We start from the raw sequence: 25,751 nt of genomic DNA, 5'->3' as shown, positions 1-25,751 counted from the left end.
CTCGCAGAAATAGCGGCTCTGCGGGAAAAAAATTATCGTACCAGAATGCCTTGTTGACATGACGCCCTGATTACAGCCGCGCCATGCCGTTCATGCAATGTTGTTCAATGACCACCGAACCAGGCCATCGCGCCTAGCACGATGCCGACGCCGGCCACGCCGTAGGCCAGGCCCATCATCCATTTCTTGCGGGTCAGCAGGGTGATGGCGGCCAGCGAGATGGCGATCTGCTCGGCGGTGGTGGCCAGCGCCCATTGGTGGTGCTTGTGCATGGCCTCGTCCGACTTGTGGTTCCACTCCTTGGAGGATTCCTCCCACTTCTCGGCTTCCTTCTTGATGTCTTCCTTCTCTTTCTTGTAGCGGGCCACTTCCGCTTCGTAGCGTTTCGGATCGACGCCAGGCAGGGTCATGGCCAGCTCGGCCAGGTTCTGCTTGGCCGACTTGGCCTGGTAGTAGTTCCAGCTGTTGGCGGCCTGCGTCTTGTCGATGGCGGCGTTGTTCTTGAACAGGGCCGCGTCGTTCTGGGTGGCGCCGCCCAGATAGCCGAACGCCGCGCCCACCGTGGCCAGGATGGCCGTCATCACGGCGATGTTGTTGGAGAAGCCGTCGTTGCCGTGGGCGGCGTGTTCGACTGCGTGATCGTGTGGTCCGTGTACGTGGAAGCCTTGGCCAGACATGGGTATCCTCTAAACTTAAACGCGCGCCTTGCGGCGCAGGGTGACAAAAGCGTATTGCAAGCCGGATGCGGCCGAGACGTGTTCCTCGCGCGCGGTTTCCTGCCACGCGTCGGCGTCGATCTCGGGGAAGAAGGCATCGCAGTCGAAGGTGTGGGCGATTTGCGTAATTATCAACTGGTCGGCCAGTTGCATGGATTGCTTGTAGATCTCGGCGCCGCCGATGACAAAGCCTTCGGCGCCATCCAGCAGGGCGATGGCGGCCTCGATGGAGCCGACGGTGTCCACGCCCTCATGCCGCCAGTCCGCATTGCGCGTGATGACGATGTTGCGGCGGTTCGGCAGCGGCCGGCCGATCGAATCAAACGTCTTGCGGCCCATGATGATGGGGTGGCCGGTGGTCAGGCGCTTGAAATGGGCCAGATCCTCCGGCAGCTTCCACGGCAGCGTGTTGTTAATGCCGATGCCGTTTTTGGCGTCGGTGGCGACGATGATGGTCAGTTTGCTCATGTTCATTTGTGCAATAAAGAGCCGATATTATCGTTGAAATTCATCGGTGCGGGGAGTGGTGTTTGCGCTGCGCGGGAATGACGGCTCATCAGTTTGTGGTCGAAAAAGGCTTAATGACCACGATATTTTCGATTGCGTGTCAGAGCGCTACCGTTATAAATAGAACGCCAACAGGCGCGCCGCCAGTGCTTGCGGGGCTTCCAGTGGGATCATGTGGCCGGTGCCTTCGGTGAGGATATGCAGCTGCGCGGCTGGATTGTAGGTGGTGAATTCACGGACGTCGTCTGCTGGCACCAGTTTATCCTGCTCGGAGGCGACGATCATCACCGGGCAGCGCAGTTCGCCGGTGCGGCTCATCAGGTCCGGACGTTCGATGGTGGTGCGGAATTGGGTCAGCAGCACGTCCTTGCCCAGTTCCACGGCCATGGCTTGAATCACGTCGACGATGGCCGGATCATCCATATGTTCAGGCGCGAGGATTTCGCGTAGGCGCATTTGCGTCATGCCGGTGTAGTGGTTCTTTTCCAGCAGCGGGATGATGCGCAGGCGTGTGGCTTTTTCCTTTTCCTGCAAGCCCTTGGCGGAGCTGGCGATGATCACCAGCGAGTTCACGCGATCCGGATTGGCCAGCGCGAATTCCACCGCCAGGTAGGCGCCCAGCGAGAACGCCACCAGGTTGGCTTTGGGCGCCGCGTGGGCGCCGATCAGTTCCTGCATCTGCGCGCGCGAGCGCGCCTTGTGTAGCGGAACATGGTTGAATTCAAAGCCGTCGCCCAGCAGCGGCAGCAGGCGGCCCCACATGCGCTCATCGCATAGCGTGCCCGGTACAAAATCCAACCGCATCAAACCGCCATTGGTGCGGTGATCGGCGCGTGGTGCTGGTAGCCTTCCAGCGCGAAGTCGGATGGCTCGATTTTTTCCAGCCATTCCGGCTCGTACTTGCCGGTCTGCGCGAACGACGGCACGCGGTCGGAGATGATCAGCTGCGGCAGCGGGAATGGCTCGCGCTTGAGCTGCTCCCGCACCATGTCCATGTGGTTCTCGTAGATGTGCGCATCGCCGATGAAGTAGGTGAACCAGCGCGGCGTGTAGCCGGTCAGGCGGCCGACCAGGTGCATCAGCGCGGCGCCTTCCGCCAGGTTGAACGGCGTGCCGAGGCCAAGGTCGTTCGAGCGCACGTAGAGGCACATCGACAGTTCCCTGGTGGTCGGATTCGGAATGAACTGGTACAGCAGGTGGCAGGCCGGCAGGGCGACGGCGTCCAGCACGGCCGGATTCCAGCCGTGGAACAGGATGCGGCGGCTGCTCGGGTTATTCACGATAGTGTCCAGGCACTCGCGCAGCTGGTCGATGGCTTTGTGCAGCAGGACTTTCCGCACGCCGTTTTCTTCAATCGGCGCGACGATGGTGAAGCCGTTCTTTTGCGCGTTGGCCAGTTGTGCTTCCTGATCGGCCTCGATCACTTTGTAGCCGGGCCACTGGCGCCACTGCACACCGTAGACCGGGCCCAGGTCATCGGTGCCGAGGCGGTAGGGATTGTCCAGCCATTGCTGGTTTTCGTTGGCGTTCTGGTCCCAGACCTTGCAACCGAGCGCGCGGAAGTCGGCCGCGCTGCGCGAGGCGCGCAGGAAGGCGCACAGTTCCCCCACCACGGATTTGAACGCCAGCTTCTTGGTCGTCACGGCGGGGAAACCTTTGGTCAGGTCGAAGCGCATCATGGCGCCCGGCACGCTGAGCGTACGGATGCCGGTGCGGTTGTCCTGCCAGCTGCCGGTGTCGATGACGGTCTGGATCAATTCCTGGTATTGCTGCATTCAGTTCTCCAACATGGGGTGTCGCTCAAAAGAGGGCTATTTTAGCAGGGCGCCGCCTAGCGCGAACCGGGCTTGGATTTGCGCCCGCCCGGTTGCGCCGCTGCGCGGCCGGCGGAGCGAGCCTGCGACTTGGCGCCGCGTCCACCAGCCACCACCACCGCACCTTTTGGCGCCGAGCCGCCGCCCGCACCGAACGGCCGGCCGCCGGATGGCGCGCCACCGAAGGCGCCGCCGCGCGGACCGGAACCTTTGCCGCCTCCCGCCGCGCGATCGCGGCCGGAGGCTTTGGATGTTTTCTCCGGTGCGATGTAGGTGCCCAGCGACTCGCTGCCGCCAGCCGGACGCGCCTCGACTTTGGTCGGCGTCTTGCCCCCCGCCGGCGCGCCGGCAGGTCGCTTGGCGCCGGCGGCCGGCTTGCCCGCCGCCTTGCCAGCGCCGGGCGCGGACAGCTTCTGCACGGCGGCTGCGCTGCCTTTCGGCGCCGTCTCCGGCACGCGGTGGTCGGCTTCGAAGCCAGCTTCCTCGAAGCGTGGCACGATTTGCTTGATGAGCGTCTCAATCGCCTTGAGCATGTCCACTTCATCCGCACACACCAGCGACACAGCCTCGCCCTGCATGCCGGCGCGGCCGGTGCGGCCGATGCGGTGAATGTAATCCTCCGCCACCGTCGGCAGATCGAAATTGACCACCAGCGGCAGCGCCTCGATATCCAGGCCGCGCGCCGCCACGTCGGTGGCGATCAGCAACTGCACCTCCTTGCGCTTGAAGCGGTCCAGCGCGCGCAGGCGCGCAGGCTGCGTCTTGTCGCCGTGGATGGCGTCGGCGGTGAGGCCGCGCTCCTGCAGCTCCTTCACCAGTGCTTCCGCACCTTTGCGCGTCTTGACGAACACCAGCGCCTGGCCCCAACCCAGCTTGTTCAGCAAATGCAGGAACAACTCCGGCTTGCGGCGCTTGTCGGTCGTGACCAGCCACTGCTTGACGGTTTTCACCGCCGTATTTGCCGCCGCCACCTGAATCTGCACTGGATCGCGCAGCATGCCCTTGGCCAGTTTGCGGATCTCATCGGAGAATGTGGCCGAGAACAGCAAGGTCTGGCGCTGCTTGGGCAAAGCCTCCAGCAAAATATCCAGATCCCGCTCAAAGCCCAGATCCAGCATGCGGTCCGCCTCGTCCAGCACCAGTGTTTGCAGCAGCTCGAAGCTGATCGCGCCCTGATCGTGCAAATCGATCAAACGGCCTGGCGTGGCGACCAGCACGTCCAGGCCCTTGCGCAGTTTGGCGATCTGCGGCGCGATATCGACGCCGCCGTACGCCACGGCGCTGCGCAATGGCAGATTGCCGCCATAGCTGCGGAAGCTCTCGAAAACCTGCTCGGCCAACTCGCGCGTCGGCACCAGCACCAGCGCGCGCACGCACTGCGGGCCGGTGACGCCGTCCAGCGTCAAACGCTGCAGGATGGGCAGCGCGAAGCCGGCCGTCTTGCCGGTGCCGGTCTGCGCGGCCGCCATCACATCGCGGCCCTCCAGGACGGCGGGAATGGCTTGCTTCTGGACGGGCGTCGGCTGCTTGTAGCCCAATTCGCCCAGCGTGCGCAATAAAGGGTCGATCAGACCCAGTGCTTGAAAAGTCATGTGAAATCCAAAGAATTAGTTGGCCAGCGCGTCCGACCACAAGGCCAGAATCTCGCGCACGCGCTGGTCCGGCAGATGCAGCAGATTGTCGCCGATGTAAAGTTCGACCGAGCAGCGCTCCGGCAGCGCCGCGTGATTGGCGCCATTGAACAGCCATACGCTGTGCTGCTCGGCTATGCGTGAGCGGATTTCGAGCGCGCGATCGCGGCTCACCGGCAGATGCAGGTGCAGCATGTTCGCCTGCGGCGTCGCTGGATTCGGCACCAGCAGCGGGTATTCGCGCAGCACGTCGTACAGCCACTGCGTGCGCTTGAAGTAATCTGGCATCGCCGCCAGCCGGGCGTCGAACTGCATGGCCGCGGCCACCACGTAGGGCGTGCGCTGATAGACATTGCCGCCTTGGCGGCGGAACCACTCCTGCGCTTTGGCGACAAACGCCGCGCTACCGGCCAGCATGGCGCCGCCCATGCCGCCGACGCCCTTGTACAGCGAAACGTAGACACTGTCGAAGCCCGCTGCGATCTCGTTCACCGGGCGGCCGTATGCGGCGGCGGTCTCCCACAGGCGCGCGCCATCCATGTGCAGGTGGATGCCTTGCTCGCGTCCATACGCCTTGATGGCTTCCAGCTGGTCCCAGCTCGGGCATTGGCCGCCGATCTCGCGCGCCGGCAACTCGAGCGAGACGGCGCCCAGCTTGTCGGGAATGCCCTGCAGCTCGGCCAGCGTCCAGGGACGATGCGGATCGCCGATCTGCAGCGCATGGAAATGGTCGAACAACTGGTGATTGCCGCGTTCATGCTTGAGGATGTGCGAGGTCGGATGCAGCGCCACCAGCTTGCTGCCGCGCTCCGCGCAGGCGATGCGCAGCGCGGTCGCCTGCGTCATGGTGCCGGTGATGCAGAATACCGCCGCCTCAAAGCCCAGCAGGCGCGCGATCTTCTGTTCGAATTCTTGTATCAGCGTGCCGCTGCCGTAAACATCATGCGCGATGTCGCGCGCCTGGCACCAGTCGCCCATGGCCGCGAACAATTCGGCGGGCGAGAGGGCGCGGTGGCCCGGCAGGTGCTGGCGGCAGCTTTGCTTCAATTCTGCGTCGGTCATGGCGTGCTCCTGAAAGATACGCTCAATGCTCCACGTGCACGTTATGGAACTGCAGCGCCGCCAGGTTGGCGTAGATGCCGCCCAGCGCCACCAACGATGCGTGCGTCCCGGTTTCGACGATTTTACCGTCTTCCATCACGATGATGCGGTCCGCGCGCTGCACGGTCGCCAGGCGGTGCGCGATGATGACGGTGGTGCGGCCGACCATGGCCGCCTCCAGCGCTTTCTGCACCAGCCGTTCCGATTCCGCATCCAGCGCGCTGGTGGCTTCGTCCAGCAGCAGCAGCGGCGGATTCTTCAACAGGGCGCGCGCGATGGCGATGCGTTGGCGTTGGCCGCCGGACAGGCGCACGCCGCGCTCGCCCAGGAACGATTGATAGCCCTGCGGCAGGCGCTCGATGAATTCGTGCGCGGCGGCCAGCCTGGCGGCGGCGATGACTTCCTCGTCGGTGGCGTCGGCGCGGCCGTAGCGGATGTTTTCCATGGCGTTGGCCGAGAAGATCACCGTATCCTGCGGCACGATGCCGATGGCGCCGCGCAGCGTGCGGAGGTCCAGTTGGGTGATGTCGACGCCATCGAGCTTGATGCTGCCGCTTTGCGGATCGTAGAAGCGCAGGAATAGCTGGAACAGCGTGGTCTTGCCGGCGCCGGACGGGCCGACCACGGCCACGGTCTCACCCGGCTTGATGTCCAGCGACAGGTGGCTCAGCGCATGCGTCTCCGGCCGCGATGGGTAGGAGAAGGTGACGTCGTTCAGCGTCAGCGCGGCGCCGTTGGCGGCGCGTGGCGGCAGCGGCAGCGGCGTGGCCGGCGATTGGATCTTCGATTTGACCGACATCAGCTCCAGCAGGCGCTCGGTGGCGCCGGCGGCGCGCTGCGCCTCGCCCATCACCTCGGACAGCGCGCCGATCGCGCCGGCCGTGATCGAGGCGTACAGGATGAACTGACCCAGATCACCACCCGTCATTTCGCCGGACAGCACGGCGTGCGCGCCCAGCCACAGCACGAACACGATGGCGCCGAACACCAGCACGATGGCCAGCATGGTGAGGATGGAGCGCGCGCGGATGCGGTTCATGGCGGTCTGGAACGCGCCTTCCACCGAACCGCCGAAGCGCGAGGCTTCCAGATGTTCATGCGTGAAGGCCTGCACGGTCGGCATGGCGTTGAGGATTTCGCCGGCCATGGCGGAGGCATCCGCCACCCGGTCCTGAGAATCGCGCGACAGCTTGCGCACGCGGCGGCCGAACATCACGATCGGCAGCACGGTCAGGATCAGCAGGCCGATGATGATGGCCGACAGTTTGGGACTGGTCACGAACAGCATCACCAGGCCGCCGATGAACAGCAGCATATTCCGTAGCGCCATCGAGATGCTGGTGCCGACCACCGATTGAATCAACGTGGTGTCGGTGGTGATGCGCGACAGGACTTCGCCGGTCTGCGTGGTTTCGAAGAATTCCGGGCTTTGCGTGATGACGTGCTTGTAGACCGCGCTGCGGATATCGGCCGTCACGCGCTCGCCCAGCCACGAGACGCTGTAGAAGCGGGCCGCCGTCGCCAGCGCCAGGATGGTGGCAAGGCCGAACAACGCCAGGAACACCAGGTCCACGTGCTGGATGCTGCGCGCGCCGCCGCCGAAGCCCAGATCGATCATCTGCTTGAACGCGGCCGGTATCGCCAGCGTGGCGCCGGCGGCCACCAGCAGCGCGATGCCGGCGATGACAAAGCGTTTCGTGTACGGCGCGAGGAAGGGCAGCAGCTCGCGCAAGGTGGCCAGGCTGCCTTTCTTGAGTTCCCGGGACGTGGTCGGTGTGGCGGCGGACATCGTGCTGGCGGTGGTGCTGTTGGTCATTGTCTGGCTGCGGTTGCGTAAAGATGCTTAATCTGACGTTTGGTGCTGCTTTATATTGTTCTTACAGTTTCATCGCCCGGACATAGCCGGTCAGTTCCAGGTAGGCGCGGCCGGCCGGCTTGCCGTCCCGGCTCAGCGTCACCGCGCCTTCCCAGTACACGGCGCCGGTCGAACGGCGCGAATCCAGTTCCTGATCGTCCTGCAAGGGCACGATGTCCCACACGGTATTGCCGGTGGTGAGCTGGGTCGCGACGGGATACTCGGCATTGGTGCGGGGCGAACGCCACCGCCTTTGCGGGGTAAATTTGACCTGGTCCGGGGCAAACTGCGTGATCTTACCGGAAGCATCGCGCCATGTCGCGTGCGCCCATAGTTTAGCACCTGTCTTGCCGCGGATCTGGAAAGCCATCATGGCGCCGCCGTCATCGAGGTTGGCGCCGATCCAGTCCCACCCATTGGCGTTGGGATCGACGTATTCGCTGAACCACTCGTGATCGAGCCAGGCGGACCCGCTGACGGCGGTGGGTTTGCCGCCGCGTGTGATATTTCCGCTAACTTTCAGGTGCGGCTCGCTGTAGTAGTAGCTGGCCTGGCCGGGGCGCGGACCCTTGCGCGAGTAGCCGCGATCATCCTCCGGCAGCACTGCCTGCGACGGCGCCAGTTTGAGATCGAATTTGAACTGGGCGGCTTCGACGTGGACGGCGTAGCTGCCGTCGGCGGTACGCACCATGCGCCAGTCTTCCAGCTTGACGTCGGTGTCGCCGGTTTTGGCGTACGACAGGCCGAAACCTTCCCGTGCGCTGCGCTGGTCGTGCAGCAGCTTGCCGTTGGCCGGATCGGAAATGGCGGCGTGGCCGATGATCAGCTGCTTGGGCGCGAACTGGCTGGGGTTGGCGCGGTCATGGCCTGTGGCGCTGCGGAAGAAGGTGACCTGGAAGCCGAGCGGCTTGCCGTCCGGCGTATTGAGCCAGCCGGTGACGTACCACCATTCGGTTTTGTAGTCCGGATGCGCGCCGTAGTCCTTGGGGAAGGACAGGGCGGCGCCGGGCGGCAACGGCGTGACCGCCTTGAAATCCGGCCCCGCCGCGTGCGCGAAGGCAGACAGCGCGAGGGCGGCGAGGGTGAGCAGGCGACGCGGCATTACCAGTCCTCCCGGACAGCGCGTATCGGTCCACCGGACAGCGACTGGCGGCCTGCCAGCAGCGCGGTCAGCGCGGCGGCGGCCAGCAGCAGGCCGGCCACGCTGCCCAGCAGGGGCCAGGGCAGGTGCAGTTGCATGGACCAGTGGAACGATTGCGGATTGACGACGAACACCAGGATCAGGCTAATCACCCATCCCAGTACAAATCCGGTGGCGATGCCCAGCGCAGTCAAGGAGCCGCCTTCGATGGCGAGTATCGCCAGCACTTGCCCGCGCGTGACGCCGACGTGGCGCAGCATGCCGAATTCCTTGGCGCGCGCCAGCGTTTGCGCCGAGAAGGTCGCGGCCACGCCAAACAGGCCGATGACGATGGCGATGGCCTCCAGCAGGTAGGTGATGGCGAAGCTGCGGTCGAATATCTTCATGCTCATGGCGCGGATCTCGGAAGGTTCGCTGGCTTCCAGCGCGGCGGCGAAGGGCATGCGTTTCAGCGCGGCCAGTGTGTCCTCGGCCTTGGCCTCGGGCTTGAGCGACAAGGCCACGCCGCTGGCGTCGGTGTCGCCGGTAATGGCGCGGTAGTCGCTCAGCAGCATCTGGATGGTGCCGGTCGGCCGGGCGTAATCGCGCCACACGCCGGCCACGACGAACGGATGCATCCCGCCGTTGAGCGGCAGTTGCACACGCTGGCCGACCTGCATGCCGTATAAATCCACCATGGCTTCGGATACCCAGACCGGCCGCGTGCCCGGCGCGGGCGTGCGCGCTTCGCCGACGATGGCGAGCGAGCGCGAAGGATTGGCCGGATCGACGTTGCGCGCCATGAGCGTAACCGGCGGCCGGTCGGGCGCCAGCGACACTGAGCGCGTGCGCAGGAAGTCGGCGTGCGCCACTCCGGGGAGGGCGGCCAGCGTGGCCTGTTGTTCCGGGCGCAGGCCGGCGGTGGCGCCGCCGGTGGCCGCGCCGACGTAGATGTCGGCCGGCAGGATGTGCTGCAACCAATCGTCCAGCGACACGCGGAAACTGGCCACCATGATGGCCATCGCCACCATCAGGCTGAAGCTGGACAGCACGCCGCCCAGCGCGATGCCGGCCTGGCCGGACGCATTGGCCAGCCGCGACAAGGTCAGCGTCATGACGGCGGAGGCGCCCGGTTTGCCGGCGGTGGCTGCGCTCCAGCGCTGGTGCGCCAGACGGAATACGATGGCGGCCAAGCGCGGCATCAGGCCGATGGCACCGATCAGCAGCAGGGCGATCGAGAGATAGCCGAACAGCGGCAGCTCGAACACCGGCGGCGCCTGCGACAGCAGCGCGGCCAACGCCATCAGCAGCAGCGACGGCCAGGCGCGCGACAGGCGCGACATGGCGGCTTCCTCGGTGCCGGATTTGAGCGCGACCGCCGGCTTGGCGCGCGCCGCGTCCAGCGCCGGCGCGGCGCAACCCAGCAGCGCGACCGCCACCCCCAGCGTGAAATAGACGGCGGCGGCCACCGGCGTGAAATGCACCTGCGGGCGCACGCCGGCGAAGAAGCCGGCGCCCAGGTCGGCGCCCATGAAGTGCAGGGCGGCGGCGGCCATGCCGTAGCCGGCGGCGATGCCGATGGCGGAACCGGCCACGCCCAGGCACAGGCCTTCGATCAGGATCTGCCGCAGCAGGCGGTGGCGGTCCATGCCCAGCACGCGCAGCAGCGCGAACTGGCTGCGGCGCCGGATCACGGACAGCGCCTGGGTGGAGAACACCAGGAAGGCGCCGGTGAACAGCGCCACCAGCGCCAGCACGGTGAGGTTGACGCGGTAGGCGCGGCTCATGCCTTCGTTGCGGTTGTTCTGTTCCTCGTCGTTGGGCTGGCTGACGCGGAAGCGGCCGGGGTACCGCTGCTGGAGGTCTTGCTGGAGCTGGGCCTTGAAGGCTTCGCGGTTGACGCCATTGCGCAGTTTGAGATCGACGCGCGAGAGCTGGCCGAGTTTTTCGAATCGCCACTGGGCCGCGCCGATGTCCATGGTGGCGATGCGCTGGCCGGCGCGCGCGCCTGGCAGCGGACCGGCCACGCGCAGCTTGAGCTCATTGGTGGCGACTTGCAGCGTCACCACGCCGGCTGCAGGCTGCAGCCATTGCTGCGCCGCTGGCGAAAGAAACAGGGCGTCGTCCGCCAGGGTGTCTTCAAGCCGGTCTTCGGCCGGCGTGCCAAGCAGGTCGGGCGACACGAAGCTGGCGCGGAAGGCGTCGATGCCGATCACCTTCAACGCGGTGCGCTGGCCGGGGACGGAGGCTTCCAGTTCCAGCACCGGCGAGGCGACGGCCACGCCATCGCGCTGGGCCAGGGCGGGAAATATGGCTTCGTGGAAGAATGGCTCGGCGCCACGTACCTGCACGTCGGCCACGCCGGACAGGCTTTTCACGGCGGCCGAGAATTCGTTGAACGCGGCCGCGTTGATCAGGTGGATGGCGAAGCCGAGCGAGATGCCGACCGCGATGGCGGCAATCGCCACCAAAGCACGCACCGGATGCGCGCGCCACTCGCCCAGCAGCAACCAGCGCGACAGGCGGCGCATCGACGCGGCCGGCATCAGCGCGGGCACTCCAGCGACATTGCTTCGCCGGCGCGCTGGGCACGAAGACGGGCCGCTTCCGTGGCCTGGCCAGTGGCGCGGCGCGCGTCTTCGTCGGCCCAGCGTTTCTTGAGCCGCAACTGGTCGCACTTCTTGCGCTGCGTGGCGGCTGCTTTGGCGTCGCGCGCGGCGTCGCGGTCGTCCTGCTCCTCGCGCTTAAGGCGTGCTTTTTGCAGTGTGTCGGCTTGTTTTTGTTGGCGCCGCAGGGCGGCGCCGGCGGCGGGATCGGCCGCAGGCGCCGCCGGCGATTCCAGCACCACGCCCGTTCCGGCGGCGCAAGGCGTATCGCTATACGTGATCTTGCCATCCACCGTGCATTTGTAGACGGCGCCGGCCAGCGCCGCAACGATCAGGACATTCATCTCAACCTCGCTCAAAGGATTTTACCGGGATTCATAATACCCAGCGGATCCAGTGCCGCTTTGATGGCTCGCATCATGTTGAGTTCCACCGGCGATTTATAGTGCGCCAGTTCGTCGCGCTTCAAGGCCCCGATGCCGTGTTCGGCCGAAATCGAACCGCCAAACGCCACCACGCTGTCGTGCACCACGCGATTGACCTTGTCCTGGTTGACGAGGAAATCTTCGTTGGAAATGCCCTCCGGCGGCGCCACGTTGTAGTGCAGGTTGCCGTCGCCCAGATGGCCGAAGCATACCAACTGGCAGCCAGGAAAGGCAGCCTCCAGTTGCGGCCCGGTCGCGGCGATAAAGTCCGCGATGCGCGACACCGGCAGCGAAATATCGTGCTTGATGTTCTTGCCCGCCTTGGCCTGCGCCAGCGGAATGTGCTCGCGCAGCTGCCACAAGCCCGCCGATTGCGCCACCGAGGACGCCACCACGGCATCCTGAATCACGCCGCGCTCCAGCGCCGCGCCGATGGCGTGCTCCAGCAGCCCGACCGCGTGCGCCTCCGACTCGCTGCTCGACAGCTCAAGCAGCACGTATTGCGCATATGGCGCGGCGAACGGCTTGGGCAAATGCGGGAACTGCCGCGCCACCAGATCGAGGCAGAAGCGCGACATCAGCTCGAAGCCGGTCAGGCTGGAGCCGCAGTGATCCTGCATCAGCACTAGCAACTGCTGCGCGTGCGCGGGCGAGGGCAGTGCGGCCAGCGCCGTGATGCTGGCCTTGGGCTGCGGGTACAGCTTGAGCACCGCGCCGGTGATGATGCCCAGCGTGCCCTCGGCGCCGATGAACAGGTCGCGCAAATCGTAGCCGGTATTATCCTTGCGCAGGCCACGCAGGCCGCTCCAGACCTCGCCCTGCGGCGTCACCACTTCAAGGCCCAGGCACAGTTCGCGGGTGTTCCCGTATCGCAGCACCGCCGTGCCGCCCGCGTTGGTGGACAGGTTGCCGCCGATGGTGCAGCTGCCTTCCGCCGCCAGCGACAGCGGGAACAGGCAGCCCTCGGCCGCCGCTGCTTCCTGAATCCGCTGGAGTATGCAGCCGGCATCCACCGTCATGGCGCGGTTGACCGGGTCGATCTGGCGAATGGTGTTCAGCCGCGCCAGCGACAGCACCACCTGCGCGCCGCTGACATCCGGCACGCTGCCCAGCACCAGACCCGTATTGCCGCCTTGCGGCACCAGGGCCACGCGATGCGCTGCGCAAGCACGCACCAGCGCCGCGACCTGCTCCACCGAGCCGGGACGCAGCACCGCCAAAGCCTTGCCGGTAAACCGCCCGCGCCAGTCGGTGAGGAAGGGCGCCATGTCGGCCGGCGCATCCAGCACATAGGCATCGCCAACGACGGCGCGGCATTGCGAGAGAAAATCCATCATTTAACGGTGTTGACCTTTATCTTGTCGAGCAGCTCCTTGGCCATCTTCCTGGCCGCGCGCTTGTACGGACGCAGATACAGCAGGGCGCACACAAAGTACACGCACACCACGATGGCCTCGCCCCAGCCCAGCCACGCCGACAGGTTGCCGGTATCGCTCCAGCCGCGCACCACGCCTTCGGCGAAGTACAGCAGGATCATCATCGAGGCCCATTGCATGGTGTAGATATCGCGTTTGTAGACGCCGTACAGCGGCAGCAGCAGCGGCGCGGCCTTCAGCACCAGCCACGAGCCACCCGGCTTCAGGGGCGCCAGCACCATCTCCCACAACACACACAAGGCAATCAGCGCAACCAGGCTGCCGATCGCGCCCCAGTGAAAATATTTTTGTGCTGTGGTTTCCATGGCGTTTATCCGTTGAGTTTTACAGCTGTTTCCGCGAGGCGCTTGCCCAATGCGATGGCCAGGCGCTTCTCATCTTCGGTGATGACCTTCTTGCCGTCCAGGCCAGACCAGTGGCTGGCGCCGTACGGCGTGCCGCCGCTGGCGGTGGTCATCAGTTCGGGATGGGTGTACGGCAGGCCGAGCACCATCAGGCCGTGATGGAACAGCGGGATCATCATCGACAGCAGCGTCGATTCCTGCCCGCCGTGCAGACTGCCGGTGGAGGTGAACACGCAGGCCGGCTTGCCGGCCAGCGCGCCGGACAGCCACTGGCTGGAGGTGCCGTCCCAAAAATACTTCATGGCCGAGGCCATGTTGCCGAAGCGCGTAGGCGAGCCGACCGCGATGCCCGCGCACTCGGTCAAATCGTCCAGCTCAACGTAGGGCGCGCCGTCGGCCGGCACGTCCGGCTCGGTGGCCTCGGCCACGCTGGACACCGGCGGCACGGTGCGCAGGCGGGCGTCGCAGCCCGGCACGCTCTCGATGCCCTGGGCGATCAATTCCGCCAGCTTGCGCGTGGCGCCATGGCGGGAGTAAAACAGTACAAGAATGGTCAGGGAGTTCATCGCCGTTATTATAGGGCGGTTTGGCGGGTGGTATCATTGCCACTGTTGTAATACGATACGCCCCATGATTGAAAAATACCTCCAGTGGTTCATCCAGTATGTTTTCCGCAGCTGCAAAAGCGGTTGGGAAACCGCGCGTTCCCTGTCCTGGCCGGAAGTGCGGGACCTGTTCCTGTTTGCCCATCGCCGCCTGCGTGAAGAGAGCTTGCCGCAGGTGGCGGGCAGCCTGACGTTCACCACCGTGTTCGCGCTGGTGCCGCTGCTGACCATCGCGCTGGCGATCTTCACCACCTTCCCGCTGTTTAACACCTTCCGCACGTCGCTGGAAGCCTACTTCGTGCAAAGCGTGATGCCGAAGTCCATCTCCAGCAACATCCTCAATTACCTGACCATGTTCGCCTCCAAGGCCACGCGCCTGTCGGCGGTGGGCGCGGTGACGCTGATCGTGACCTCGATCGCGATGATGAACCTGATCGAGCGCGTGTTCAACCGCATCTGGCGCGTGCGCGGCCAGCGCGCCTGGACCAGGCGGATACTGGTCTACTGGGCCCTGATCACGCTGGGGCCTTTGCTGATCGGCGTGTCGCTGACCTTGTCCTCGCAGGTGTTCATGGCCACCAGCGACCTGGTGGGCCACGTGCCGGTGCTGGGCGCGTTGATCTACACCGTGCTGTCGCTGGCGCTGACCACGGCCACCTTCACGCTGCTGTACGTGATCGTCCCCAACCGCGACGTCGACTGGCACGACGCCGCGTGGGGCGGCCTGGTGGCGGGCCTGGCGTTCGAGCTGGCCAAGCGCGGCTTCGCCATCTTCATCACGCAGTTTCCGACCTATTCCAAGATCTATGGCGCGCTGGCGGCGGTGCCCCTGTTCCTGCTGTGGGTCTACCTGTCCTGGCTGATCACCCTGTTCGGCGCCTTGCTGGTGGCCGCGCTGCCGGTGGTGAAGTACGAGCGCTGGTGGCACGAGGCGCAGCCGGGCGGTGAATTCGTCGATGCCATGGCCATCCTCAAGGTGCTGCACGTGGCCTGCAAATGTGGCGACACGGCGCTGGTCAACGCGGTGCGGATCCGCGAGCGCACACGCCTGGGCTTCGATGAGATGGACAACCTGCTGGAGCGCATGATGGCCGAAGGCTGGGTGGGGCGGGTGCCGGTGGCGGCCCAGCCGCGTGTCCAGTGGGGCAAGCGCGTGAGCGAGGGCGCCGACAACTGGGTCATCCTCGCCAACGTCGACAAGCTGACGCTGGCCGACGTCTACCGCCTGTTCGTCTTCGCCGGCATGCCGGTCAACGCCGGCGTGGTGGCGGACGGCGACGATGAGCGCGACCTGCAGGCCGCGCGCGACGCCGCCGCGCTGGCGCGCGAAGTGGAGACGGCCGTGGAGGCAGGGCTGGGCAAGACCCTGGCCCAGCACTTCGGCCCTATCGACTGCCGATGAAGTTCAGCAGGTTGGCGTTCACCGCGTCGGCCTGTTCGGCCATCAGCGCGTGGCCGCTGGCCAGCGTGATGGTGTGGGCGCCGGCGATGCTGGTGCTCAGGTGCGCGGCGGATTTCGGCGGCGTCATGACATCGCTGGCGCCGAAGATGAGCAAGGTCGGGCAGCTTACCGCCGCCGCGGCGGCATCGCCGTTGTCGTAGGCGTTGCAGGCCGCCAGATCGGTGTGCAGCAGCTGCCGGCCGGCCAGGCGCAGCATCATCTGGCGCAGCGTTTCGGTGTCGGCGTACCCTGGACTGTGCGACCACTTGGTGACCATGCCGATGGCGCGCTGCTCGTCGTCGCGCGCCGTTGCCAGCAGCGCCTCGGCCACCGTCATCGGATAGGTGGAGCCCAGCAGGGCCAGATGCGTGACGCGCGCCGGCTCGCGCGCCGCCGCCTCCAGCGCCACCAGGGATCCCATGCTGTGCCCCACCAGCGCGGCTTGCGATACGCCAGCCGTGGCCAGGGCGGCCAGCAGCCAATCGGCCATCGCGCCCACGCTGTCCAGCGCCGGACCGCCTTCGGGGCCATGGCCGGGCAGGTCGGGGGCCATCACGGCGTAGTCATGTTCAGTGAAATGGCTGGTTTGCGCGCTCCACACGGCATGGTCGTTTAACGCGCCATGGATGAATACCACGGTGGGCTTGTGCATGTGAGGCTCCTTTCGACAACAATGTTATGTTTTGCTTATCCGAAGCGCTGGCTTTTTTGCCGGGCATAGGCTACATTCGCTACAAGGTTAGAACAATTAGAACTCCCATTCACAGAGCATATATCAGCGGACAGGACGGCCCCAAATGAAAGTCTCGGAAATTCTTCAAGTTAAAGGTTCCATCCTTTACACCATCTCCCCCGATCAACCGCTGGCGGAAGCCGCCAACACCATGGCCGAGAAGGACATCGGTTCGCTGGTCGTCATGGAATTTGGCGATCTGGTGGGCATGCTGACCTTCCGCGAGGTGCTGCGCGCGCTGCACGAAAACCAGGGCAACGTGGGCGCCGGCACGGTGCGCAAGCACATGGAAGACCATCCGATCACCGTCACCCCGGACACCGACGTCAATGAAGTGCGCCGCATCATGCTGGAAAAGCACGCGCGCTACCTGCCGGTGATGAACGCCAAGACCATCCTCGGCGTGATCTCGTTCTACGACGTGGCGCGCGCGGTGCTGGAGGCGCAGAGCTTCGAGAACCGCATGCTGAAGGCCTACATCCGCGACTGGCCGGCCGAGGCCGAGCAGGCGGCCGACTGAATTTCTTGATGGAAATAACGAGGCGCTACCGGTAATCGGTAGCGCCTTTTTTTTGCCTCAGATGAACTGATAGTCGGCTGCCGCGGTGGTGGCGGTGCCGGTCAGGGTGACCAACTGGGTCAGTTCATTGGCGCCGACCGCGGCATCCGCCCCGTTCGAGGTGAACAGATAGAGCGTGGTGGTGCTGCCACTGTGCAGCGCGAACAGGGCCTTGTCGCCGACGGCGTAGGCGCTGGCCGCGCTGCCGATGGCGGCGGCGGCCGTGTTGAGGTTGAGCGTGGCCACGTTTTGCGTCAGGATCACCAGTTCCGCCTCATTGCTGAATCCGCCGGGAGCGGCTTGCAGCACGGCGTTGTCGATCACCAGGTCGTCGCCGACGCCGAACACGGACTGGGTCAGCGCCAGCTTGTCGGTGCCGCTGACGAAGTCGGTCACGACGTCGACGCCGGTTTTGGCGGCCAGCACGAAGCTGTCGGCGCCGTTGCCGCCGGTGAGGGTGTCGTTGCCGTCGCCGCCGGCCAGCACATCGTTGCCATCGCCGCCGAGCAGCTTGTCGTTGCCGGCGTTGCCGGTCAGCGTGTCGTTGCCGGCCAAGCCGTTCAACGCATCGTTGCCGCCGCCGCCGGTCAGGCTGTTGGCCAGCGCGTTGCCGTTGCCGGTGAAGGCGGTGGCGCCGCTGAATACCATGTCCTCCACCTCGCCAGCCAGCGTGTAGCTGGAGATCAGCTTGACGGTGACGCTGTCCTGGCCGCCACCGGCGAGCTCGGTGATGGCGTCGCCGCTGTTGTCGACCTGATAGCTGTCGTTGCCGCTGCCGCCCACCAGCTTGTCGGCGCCGGCGCCACCGTCGAGCTGGTCGTTGCCGCTGCCGCCGTCCAGCGTGTCGTTGCCGGCGGCGCCAGCGAGCGCGTCGTCGCCGGCGCCGCCGCCGAGGGCGTTGCTGGCGGCGTTGCCGGTCAGGATGTTATCGAGGGCGTTGCCGCTCAGGTCGACGTTGGTGGCCGCCGCCGCGGTGACGGTGGCGTTCTCAATCGCGTCGCCCAGCGCGTACGCGCCGGCCTTGGCGTAGGCCACGTTGACCAGATCGATGCCCTGGCCGCTGGCTTCGACGATCAGGTCGCCGGCCTGGTCGATCACATAGGTGTCGTCACCCAGGCCGCCGGCCAGCGAGTCGGCGCCGGCGCCGCCGTCGAGGGTGTCGTTGCCGTCGGTGCCGCTCAGATTGTCGTTGCCGATGCTGGCGGAGTTGAGCACCACGTCGGCCAGCGACTTGCTGTCGTCGGCAAAGATGAATTGCTCGACGTTGCGCACGCTGATGCTTTCGTTGGTGAGCGTGTTCACCAGCACCAGCTCGGTGGCGGTGGGGCGGCTGCGCGTGTAGTCGGCAAAGTGGCCCAGCAGGGTCAGGGTGTCGATGCCGGCGCCGCCGTCGACCACGTCCTTGCCGGTGCCGGCGTCCAGCTGATCGGCGCCTTCGCCGCCCAGCAGCGAGTCGTTGCCGCCGCCGCCGTGGAGGATGTCGTCGCCCGCCAGGCCGGTCAGGGTGTCGTTGCCGGTAGCGCCGCCGATGCTGTTGGCCAGCGCGTTGCCAGTGCCGGCGAAGGCCGCGCCGCCGGTGTAGAGCAGGTCGTCCACGTTGGCGCCCAGGGTGTATTTGAGCAGCGAGGTTTCGACGCGGTCCAGTCCCTGGCCCGCCAGTTCGGTGACCACGTCGCCGGCGTTGTCGACCTGGTACAGGTCGTCGCCCAGGCCGCCGATCAGCTTGTCCGCGCCGACGCCGCCGTCCAGGGTGTCGTGGCCGGCGCCGCCGGTCAGCGTGTTGGCCGCGGCGTTGCCGGTGAGCCTGTTGTCCAGAACGTTGCCGGTCACGTTGGCGGCGACGCCGGCCGCCGCGGTCACGATCGCGTTCTCGACGTTGTCGCCCATGACAAAGGTCTCGGCCTTGGCGAGGGCCACCAGCACCAGGTCCTCGCCGCTGTCGGCCGTCTCGAACACCTTGTCGCCGGCCTGGTCGACCGTGTAGGTATCGTCGCCCTTGCCGCCGTACATCTGATCGGCGCCGGCCAGGCCGTTGAGACTGTCGGCACCGTCGCCGCCGAACAGGCTGTCGTTGCCGATGCTGGCGGTGTTGTAGACGAGGTCGGCCAGCACCTTGTCGCCGTCGGCGAACCTGAAGTTCTCGATGTTGCGCACGGTGATACTTTCGTGCGTGGTGGCGTTGCTCAGCACCACGTCGGTGGCGTTGGGGCGGCTGCGCGTGTACTCGCCGAAGTTGCCCAGCAGCGTCAGGGTGTCGCCGCCGGCGCCGCCGTCCACCACATCGGCGCCGGTGCCGGCGTCGAGCTGGTCGGCGCCATCGCCGCCGAGCAGCGTGTCGTTGCCGGCGCCGCCTTGCAGGAGGTCGTCCCCGCCCAGGCCGCTCAGGGTGTCATTGCCGCCGCCGCCCTGGATGCGGTTGGCCAGTTCGTTGCCGCTGCCGGCGAAGGCCGGCGCGCCCCGGTACAGCAAGTCGTCGACGTTGGCGCCCAGCGTGTACTTGGCCAGCGTGGTCTCGACGCGGTCAACCCCTTGCGCGGCCAGTTCGGTGACGGCGTCGCCGGTGTTGTCGATCCTGTACACGTCGTTGCCGGTGCCGCCGGCCAACTGGTCGGCGCCGGCGGCGCCGTCGAGCGTGTCGTCGCCGGCGCCGCCGGTCAGGGTGTTGGCGGCGGCGTTGCCGGTCAGCTGGTTGTCGCCATCGTTGCCAATCAGGTTGACGGCCACGCCGGCCGCCGCCGTCACGGTCGCGTTCTCGACGTTGAGCCCCAGCGTGTAGGCCCCGGCCTTGGCCAGCGCCACCTGCGCCTCGTCGTTGCCGCCGTCGGCGGTTTCGACGATGGTGTCGCCGGCGTCGTCGATCTGGTAGGTATCGTTGCCGGCGCCGCCAGCCATGGTGTCGGCGCCGGCCGCGCCGCCGTCCAGCGTGTCGCCGCCGTCGGTGCCGCGGATGTAGTCGTTGCCGGCGCTGCGGATGCCGAGCTGCACGTCGCGGATGGCCCTCAGCGTGCCGTTGAAGATCACGTACTCGACATTGCGCAGGGTAAGCGCTTCGCCGCTGCTGTTGTGGGTCAGCACGGTGTCGATGGCGTTGGGGCGCTTGACGGTGTAGGCGCTGAAGTCGTCCAGCGCCACGGCCGTGTCGGCGCCGGCGCCGCCGTCCAGGATGTTGGCGCCGATGCCGCCTTCGAGCCGGTCGTCGCCATCTCCCCCCTGCAGCGCATCGTCGCCGACGCCGCCGCGCAGGGTGTCGTTGCCGGCCAGGCCGGACAGGGTGTCATTGCCGAGACCGCCGTCGATCTGGTTGTCCAGCGCGTTGCCGGTGCCGTTCAGCACGCCGTTGCCGGGGCCGGCCAGGTTTTCCACATTGGCCGCCAGCGTGTAGCTGGAGAGGGTGGTGCGCACCGTGTCCACGCCCTCGTTCAGGCCCTCGGTGACCACGTCGCCGGCGTTGTCGACGCGGTAGGTGTCGTCGCCGCTGCCCCCGATCAGCTTGTCCACGCCGGCGCCGCCGTCGAGATAGTCGTTGCCGGCGCCGCCGCTCAGGATGTTGGCGGCGGCGTTGCCGGTGATGCTGTTGTCCAGCTCGTTGCCGTTGACGTTGACCGCCAGCGAGGCGGCCGCCTTGATCTCGACGTTCTCGACATTGGCGTCCAGCGTGTAGGTGGCGGCCGCCTTGAAGGTCAGCTCGGCGGTGTCGGCGCCTTCGCCCGCCAGTTCCTTGATGGTGTCCCTGGCGTTGTCGATCACGTAGCGGTCATCGCCGGCGCCGCCGCTCATGGTGTCGGCGCCGGCCAGGCCGTCGATGCTGTCGTCGCCGCCGGTGCCGGCCAGGTAATCGTCGCCGTCGCTGTACTGGTTGAGCAGCAGCTCGCCGATGGTGCGTGCACCGTCCGTGAACACCAGGGTTTCGATGCCCTTGAGGATGATGCTTTCGCCAAGGATGCTGTTGGTCAGCGTCACCACGCCGTTGGAGCGCGCGAGCGTGTAGTGATCGAACTGGTCGCTCAGCAGCAGGGTGTCGTCGCCATCGCCGCCATCGATCGAGTCCTTGCCGCCGCCGCCGGACAGGGTGTCGTTGCCGGCGCCGCCGAGCAGGGTGTCGTTGCCGAGGCCGCTGCTGATGCGGTTGGCCAGCTCGTTGCCGGTGCCGGTGAAGTTGGCGCTGCCGGTGTAGCGCAGCTGCTCCACGTTGGCGGTCAGCGCATACCTGGTCAGCGCGGTTTCCACCGTGTCCTGACCTTCCGCAGCCAGTTCTGCTACCGCGTCGCCAGCGTTGTCGACGAGGTAAAAGTCGTCGCCTTGGCCGCCCGCCAGCTTGTCGGCGCCGGCGCCGCCGTCCAGCGTATCGTTGCCGGAGCCGCCGTTGAGCGTGTTGGCGCTGGCGTTGCCGCTCAGGTAGTTGTTCAGCTCGTTGCCGGTCAGGCCGCCGGCGCCGGCGGCCGTGGTCAATGTCGCGGCTTCGACGTGGGCGCTCAGAGTGTAGGCCGCGCTGGCATAAGCGACCTGGACCATGTCGTAGCCGCCGTCGGCCGCCTCCGCCACGCGGTCGGTGGCGGTGCGCACGACGTAGGTGTCGTCGCCGTCCAGGCCAGTGAGGATGTCGCCGCCGCCGTTGCCATCGAGCGTGTCGTTGCCGGCGCCGCCGGTGATCAGGTTGCCACTGGCGTTGCCGACACCCTGGAAATCGCCGGCGCCGGTATATTGCAGCGCTTCGAGATTGGCCCCCAGCGTGTAGGCGGCTTGCGCGGTCTTGACCGTGTCCATGCCGCCGTTGGCCAGTTCGGTGGTCACGGCGCTACCGCTGTCGACGAGGTAAAGGTCGTCGCCGGCGCCGCCGATCAGGGTATCGTCGCCGCCGCCGCTGGACAGGGTGTCGTCGCCGTTGCCGCCCTCCAGCCGGTTGTTGAGGGCGTCGCCCTCAAGCAGGTCGTTGCCGAGCGTGCCTTGCAGGTTGCCGCCCCAGCCGAGATACTGCGCGCTGCCGGCGAAGTTGGCGCTGCCGAGCTCGCCAAGCTTGACGTTATCGAGCGTCAGCACGGTGCGTGGCGCATAGGCGGCGCCGGCGCCGTCGGCGTCGAGCTGTATCAACACGTTGGCGCCTTGTTGCACCAGCCTCAGGTAGCCGGCCTTGATCGGGTCGAGCCGCGCCGCGGCGTCGGCGCTGAGCTGTGCCAGCGCGCCGTTCAGCGCCAGCCAGTCGCCGCCGGCGCCGGCGGCAAAGTCGGTGACGTGGACATTCGCGCTGGCCGACAGGCTGTCGATGCGGTAGCTGTCGCGGCCGGCGCCGCCGCTGAGGGTGAGCCGAGCATTGCCGAGGTCGGCGCCCTGGATGCCGATGTCATCGTTGCCGGCGCCGCCGTCGAAGCGCACGTTGCCGCTGAGCGCGCCGTTGGCCAGCACCAGCAGCGCGTCATCCCCCGCGCCGCCTTGCATGCTGACATTGCCCGCGCCGGCGACGATGAAGCCATCCTCGCCGTTGCCGCCGTCCGCGCTATCGTTGCCGCTTTCGAAGGTAAAGCTGTCATTGCCGTCGCCGCCGGACAGCTGGTCATCGCCGGCGCCGCCGTCCAGGTAGTCGTCGCCGTCGGCGCCCGCCAGGGTGTCATTGCCGCTGCCGCCGTGCAGCGCGCTGCCGTTGGCGGCGGCGCCGGCCGGGCCCGCCACCAGCAGGTCGTCGCCTTCCTGACCGTACAGGTAATCACGTCCGCCATTGCCGTGTATGGTGTCGTTGAAATAGCTGCCGCTGAGGGACTCGTCACCGTTGCCGGTGCCTTCCAGCGCCAGGCCCGGCACGATAGGACCTTTGGGATTGGCACCGATCATATTCTGCGTCGTCAGCTCGGACAGGGCGACGTTGCGCAGCAGTGCCACGGTTTGCCAGGCGGTGTTGTTGGCGCCAAACAAATTGAAATCGAGCTTGACGTCGGCGCCGCTTTGCACCAGCCGCAGGTAGCCCAGCCCGGGATTGAGCGGGTTGCCGCCATTGTAGCCGTAGCTGGTTGCCGCGGCCATCAGCTCGATGACGTTGAGCACGTCGCCGCCGTCGCCGGCGCGGAAGTCGCCGATCTCGATGTAGGTGCTACCGCTGTACCAGTAGGGGCCGGTGGCGAAGGTATAAGTGTCGCGGCCGGCGCCGCCGCTGAGTACGTCGGCGCCGGTGTTGCCGTCGATGAGGATGTGGAAGCTGTCATTGCCGTCATCGCCCTGTGCCCGGCTCACGTTGCCATCGCTATGCCAGCTTAGCTCGAAATAGTCATCGCCCGCGCCACCCTGGAGCGTTTCGCCGGATGTGCCATTGCCGCTCCATAATGTATCGTTGCCGGCGCCGCCTTGCAGCAGGTTGCGGCCGGGGCCCCCGGCCAGCACGTCGTTGCCGGCGCCGCCGATCAGGGTGTCGTTGCCCCACCCACCGTCGAGCGTGTCGCCGCCGCCGGCGTCGCCCGCGCCGCCCTGCAGCAAGTCGTCGCCGCCGCCGCCGGACAGCTGGTTGGTGCCGGATAGCGCCACCAGCGTGTCGTTGAAATAGCCGCCCTCCATGGTCACACCGGCCTGGTCGGCATATTGCGGGGCGGTGCTGACGGCGCTGCCGTCGGGCGCGATGCCATGCACGAAGTTGTCGGCCGTCAGGCTGTCAGCCAGCACGTTCTTCAGGATCAGCACGGTCTGGAAGGGGATGGCCGCGTTGCCATGGCCGGCGTAGCTGAGCTGCACCAGCGTATCGGCGCCGCTTTGCGTCAGCCGCGCGTGGCCGTTATCGCCGGCGAAGGGATTGCCTCCGCTGTACTCCGTCATCATGCGCAGGGCCGGCAGCAAGTCGATCTGGTCGCCACCGGCGCCGGCGGTGAAGTCGGTGATGGTCAGCGTGTCCTTTTTGCCAGAGGTGCTGTTCAAGATATAGCCTGGTCCGACCGGCTGGTAAATATCGGCGCCGCCACCGCCGGTGGCGAGTGCCGCCCCCGCCACGCCATAGTTGTAGACGAACAGGTCGTCGCCGTCGCCGCCGTCCAGGGTGTCTGCATCGGCGCCGGCATTGGCGTCAACGTAGAACACGTCGTCGCCGCCGCCGCCTTGCAGCAGGTCGCTGCCGGCGTTGCCGTCCAGGGTGTCGTTGCCAACGCCACCGGCCAACTGGTCGTTGCCGGCCCCGCCGCGCAGGCTGTCGTCGGCTCCACCGCCCAGCAAGGTGTCGTTGCCGCTACCGCCGTCGAGCGTGTCGCCATGGCCTTGGTCGTCGCCGCTGCCACCTTGCAGCACGTCATTGCCGCCGTGCCCGGACAGCGCGTTGGCGCCGTTGATGGCGGTCAGCGTGTCGTCGAAGTTGCCGCCCCCGAGCGTGTGCTGGGTGTCGCTGGTGCTCAGACTGACGCCAACGATGCCGGAACCGTCCGGCTTCAGGCCGCCCACGAAGTTGTCGGCGGTCAGGCTGGCCTTGTCGACGTTGGCGAGCGTGAGCACGGTGTAATAGAAAACCCTGCCGCTGGCGATATTGTTGGCGCTGAGCTGCACCACGGTATCGGCGCCCACTTGTTGCAGGCGCGCGTAGCCCAGCTCGGCGCTGAAGGGATTGCCGCCTTGGTAGCTGGTGCCACTGCTCAACATCTGGGTGAGGTCGATTTGGTCGCCGCCGGCGCCGGCCATGAAGTCGGTGACCTTCATGTTCAGCGTGCCCAGGCCGTAGTAATAATTCTCCATGCTCGGCTGGTAGACATCGCGCCCCCCGCCGCCGGTGGCGATGCTGACCGGCGCACCGCTGCCTTTGTAAACAAAGGTGTCGTCGCCGTCGCCGCCATCGAGGGAGTCGAGGCCGGCGTCGGAGGCGCTCAGGGTGTCGTTGCCGGCGCCGCCTTGCAGGGTATCGTTGCCAGCGCCGCCGTTGAGCCGGTCGTTGCCATCGCCGCCGCCGAGGCTGTCGTTGCCGGCGCCGCCGTCCAGAACGTCGGCCGCCGCGCCACCGTTCAGGGTGTCGTTGCCGCTGCCTCCGTAGAGACCGTCGCCCCCACCTTGCGCATCGCCGGCGCCGGCTTGCAGCAGATCGTCGCCGCCATAGCCATACAGATAGTGGGCGCCGGGCCCGGAACTGAGTTGATCGTTGAAACTGGTGCCGAACAGTTCGCGCGTGGTGGCGCTGGCCACCAGGCCGATCACCGGGGTGCCGTCGGGTTTCAGGCCGCCGACAAAATTATCGGCGGTGAGGGTGCTGGCATCGACGTTCTTCAGTGTCAGCACGGTGCTGAAGCCGCCGTTGGTCGCGGTACCGTCGCGGTCCATCTGGATCTTGGTGTCGGCGCCATCCTGGATCACGCGCACATAGCCGTTGGCGGCGCTGAACGGATTGCCGTCCGCGTACATCGTGCTGCGCGACAGTTGCGGCATCAGGTCGATCAAATCGCCGTTCGGGCCGACCGTGAAGTCCAACACGTTCAGGTTGCTCGGCAGGCCGCTGTCGCCGCTATCGGGGCGATACGTGTCGCGGCCGCTGCCGCCGGTGGCTTGCGCCTCGTATGTGCTGACCACGCTGTACACGAACAAGTCGTCGCCGGCGTCGCCGAACATGGTGTCGGCCTCGTAGGCGCTGTGGTACAGGCGGTCGTTGCCATCGCCGCCATGGAATACATTGGCGCCGCCCTGGTCGCTTAGCACGTCATCGCCATCTCCGCCGTCGATCAGGTCCGCGCCTGAGCCCCCGTCGAGGGTGTCATTGCCAGCCAGCCCCTTCAGGGTGTCGTTGTTGCCACTGCCCACCAGACCATCATTGCCGGTTGTTCCCTGAAAGATACCCACGTTGTATTTCCCTTAACCTTTATGAAACCAGACGGAGGATACCATGCAACAAGCGTGATGATTCTATTAATTTCTCA

Annotated in this window: 17 protein-coding genes; 2 read left to right on the top strand and 15 right to left on the bottom strand. The window is 66.4% G+C overall.

The features are described from left to right. Nucleotides 1–104: 104 nt before the first annotated feature. From FHW83_RS27860 to wrbA, 13 genes are all read right to left on the bottom strand, one after another. Complete coding sequence (locus tag FHW83_RS27860) at nt 105–677, bottom strand: DUF4337 domain-containing protein (RefSeq protein WP_176649612.1); 573 nt, start codon at nt 675–677, stop codon at nt 105–107. 15 nt (nt 678–692) lie between these two features. Further along, nucleotides 693–1,184, bottom strand: coding sequence for a dihydrofolate reductase (locus tag FHW83_RS27855; RefSeq protein WP_176649611.1), 492 nt, complete (start codon nt 1,182–1,184; stop codon nt 693–695). A 153-nt stretch (nt 1,185–1,337) separates the two neighbouring features. Beyond that, entirely contained in the window at nt 1,338–2,027 is a 690-nt protein-coding gene (locus tag FHW83_RS27850) for an alpha/beta fold hydrolase (protein WP_176649610.1), read from the bottom strand. After that, entirely contained in the window at nt 2,027–2,998 is a 972-nt protein-coding gene (locus tag FHW83_RS27845; protein WP_176649609.1) for a thymidylate synthase, read from the bottom strand. The genes FHW83_RS27850 and FHW83_RS27845 overlap by 1 nt, the downstream gene beginning before the upstream one ends. 56 nt (nt 2,999–3,054) lie before the next feature. Continuing rightward, nucleotides 3,055–4,629, bottom strand: coding sequence for a DEAD/DEAH box helicase (locus FHW83_RS27840; protein ID WP_176649608.1), 1,575 nt, complete (start codon nt 4,627–4,629; stop codon nt 3,055–3,057). A 15-nt stretch (nt 4,630–4,644) separates the two neighbouring features. Further along, complete coding sequence (locus FHW83_RS27835) at nt 4,645–5,730, bottom strand: low specificity L-threonine aldolase (RefSeq protein ID WP_176649607.1); 1,086 nt, start codon at nt 5,728–5,730, stop codon at nt 4,645–4,647. A 22-nt stretch (nt 5,731–5,752) separates the two neighbouring features. Further along, on the bottom strand, nt 5,753–7,585 hold the full coding sequence (locus FHW83_RS27830) for an ABC transporter transmembrane domain-containing protein (protein WP_176649606.1): 1,833 nt from the start codon (nt 7,583–7,585) through the stop codon (nt 5,753–5,755). Nucleotides 7,586–7,646: 61 nt separating this feature from the next. Then, complete coding sequence (locus FHW83_RS27825) at nt 7,647–8,726, bottom strand: lipocalin-like domain-containing protein (protein WP_176649605.1); 1,080 nt, start codon at nt 8,724–8,726, stop codon at nt 7,647–7,649. Next, entirely contained in the window at nt 8,726–11,290 is a 2,565-nt protein-coding gene (locus FHW83_RS27820; protein ID WP_229224388.1) for an FtsX-like permease family protein, read from the bottom strand. The genes FHW83_RS27825 and FHW83_RS27820 overlap by 1 nt, the downstream gene beginning before the upstream one ends. Beyond that, nucleotides 11,290–11,694: a DUF4124 domain-containing protein gene (locus tag FHW83_RS27815; RefSeq protein WP_176649604.1), complete on the bottom strand. Its 405-nt coding sequence runs from the start codon at nt 11,692–11,694 to the stop codon at nt 11,290–11,292. Before FHW83_RS27815 ends, FHW83_RS27820 begins: the two co-directional genes overlap by 1 nt. Nucleotides 11,695–11,705: 11 nt before the next feature. Next, a complete protein-coding gene (locus tag FHW83_RS27810; RefSeq protein WP_176649603.1) occupies nt 11,706–13,112 on the bottom strand; it encodes an FAD-binding oxidoreductase in 1,407 nt (468 codons plus the stop codon). Beyond that, nucleotides 13,109–13,516: a DUF2069 domain-containing protein gene (locus FHW83_RS27805; RefSeq protein ID WP_176649602.1), complete on the bottom strand. Its 408-nt coding sequence runs from the start codon at nt 13,514–13,516 to the stop codon at nt 13,109–13,111. The genes FHW83_RS27810 and FHW83_RS27805 overlap by 4 nt, the downstream gene beginning before the upstream one ends. Before the next feature lie 5 nt (nt 13,517–13,521). Beyond that, a complete protein-coding gene (gene wrbA, locus FHW83_RS27800) occupies nt 13,522–14,121 on the bottom strand; it encodes an NAD(P)H:quinone oxidoreductase (protein ID WP_176649601.1) in 600 nt (199 codons plus the stop codon). A gap of 64 nt (nt 14,122–14,185) precedes the next feature. On the opposite strand from wrbA, the gene FHW83_RS27795 reads away from it, so the two are divergent. After that, nucleotides 14,186–15,562 carry a YihY family inner membrane protein gene (locus FHW83_RS27795; RefSeq protein WP_176649600.1) on the top strand — a complete coding sequence of 459 codons (1,377 nt, stop codon included), beginning with the start codon at nt 14,186–14,188 and terminating at the stop codon, nt 15,560–15,562. Here the strand turns inward: FHW83_RS27795 and FHW83_RS27790 are convergent. Then, on the bottom strand, nt 15,546–16,253 hold the full coding sequence (locus FHW83_RS27790; RefSeq protein WP_176649599.1) for an alpha/beta fold hydrolase: 708 nt from the start codon (nt 16,251–16,253) through the stop codon (nt 15,546–15,548). The two genes, FHW83_RS27795 and FHW83_RS27790, sit on opposite strands and share 17 nt — an antisense overlap. 145 nt (nt 16,254–16,398) lie before the next feature. On the opposite strand from FHW83_RS27790, the gene FHW83_RS27785 reads away from it, so the two are divergent. After that, nucleotides 16,399–16,854: a CBS domain-containing protein gene (locus tag FHW83_RS27785; protein WP_176649598.1), complete on the top strand. Its 456-nt coding sequence runs from the start codon at nt 16,399–16,401 to the stop codon at nt 16,852–16,854. A gap of 57 nt (nt 16,855–16,911) precedes the next feature. Here FHW83_RS27785 and FHW83_RS30535 read toward each other — a convergent pair whose 3' ends face one another. Continuing rightward, nucleotides 16,912–25,674 (bottom strand): calcium-binding protein, encoded by an 8,763-nt coding sequence (locus FHW83_RS30535; RefSeq protein WP_218106472.1) that lies wholly within the window; start codon nt 25,672–25,674, stop codon nt 16,912–16,914. Nucleotides 25,675–25,751 lie beyond the last annotated feature (77 nt).

Source organism: Duganella sp. SG902, from assembly GCF_013376005.1.
Classification (GTDB): Bacteria; Pseudomonadota; Gammaproteobacteria; order Burkholderiales; family Burkholderiaceae_D; genus Rugamonas.
The sequence above is the reverse complement of the archived record's forward strand: the minus strand, read 5'-3'. Positions and strand labels throughout refer to the sequence as shown.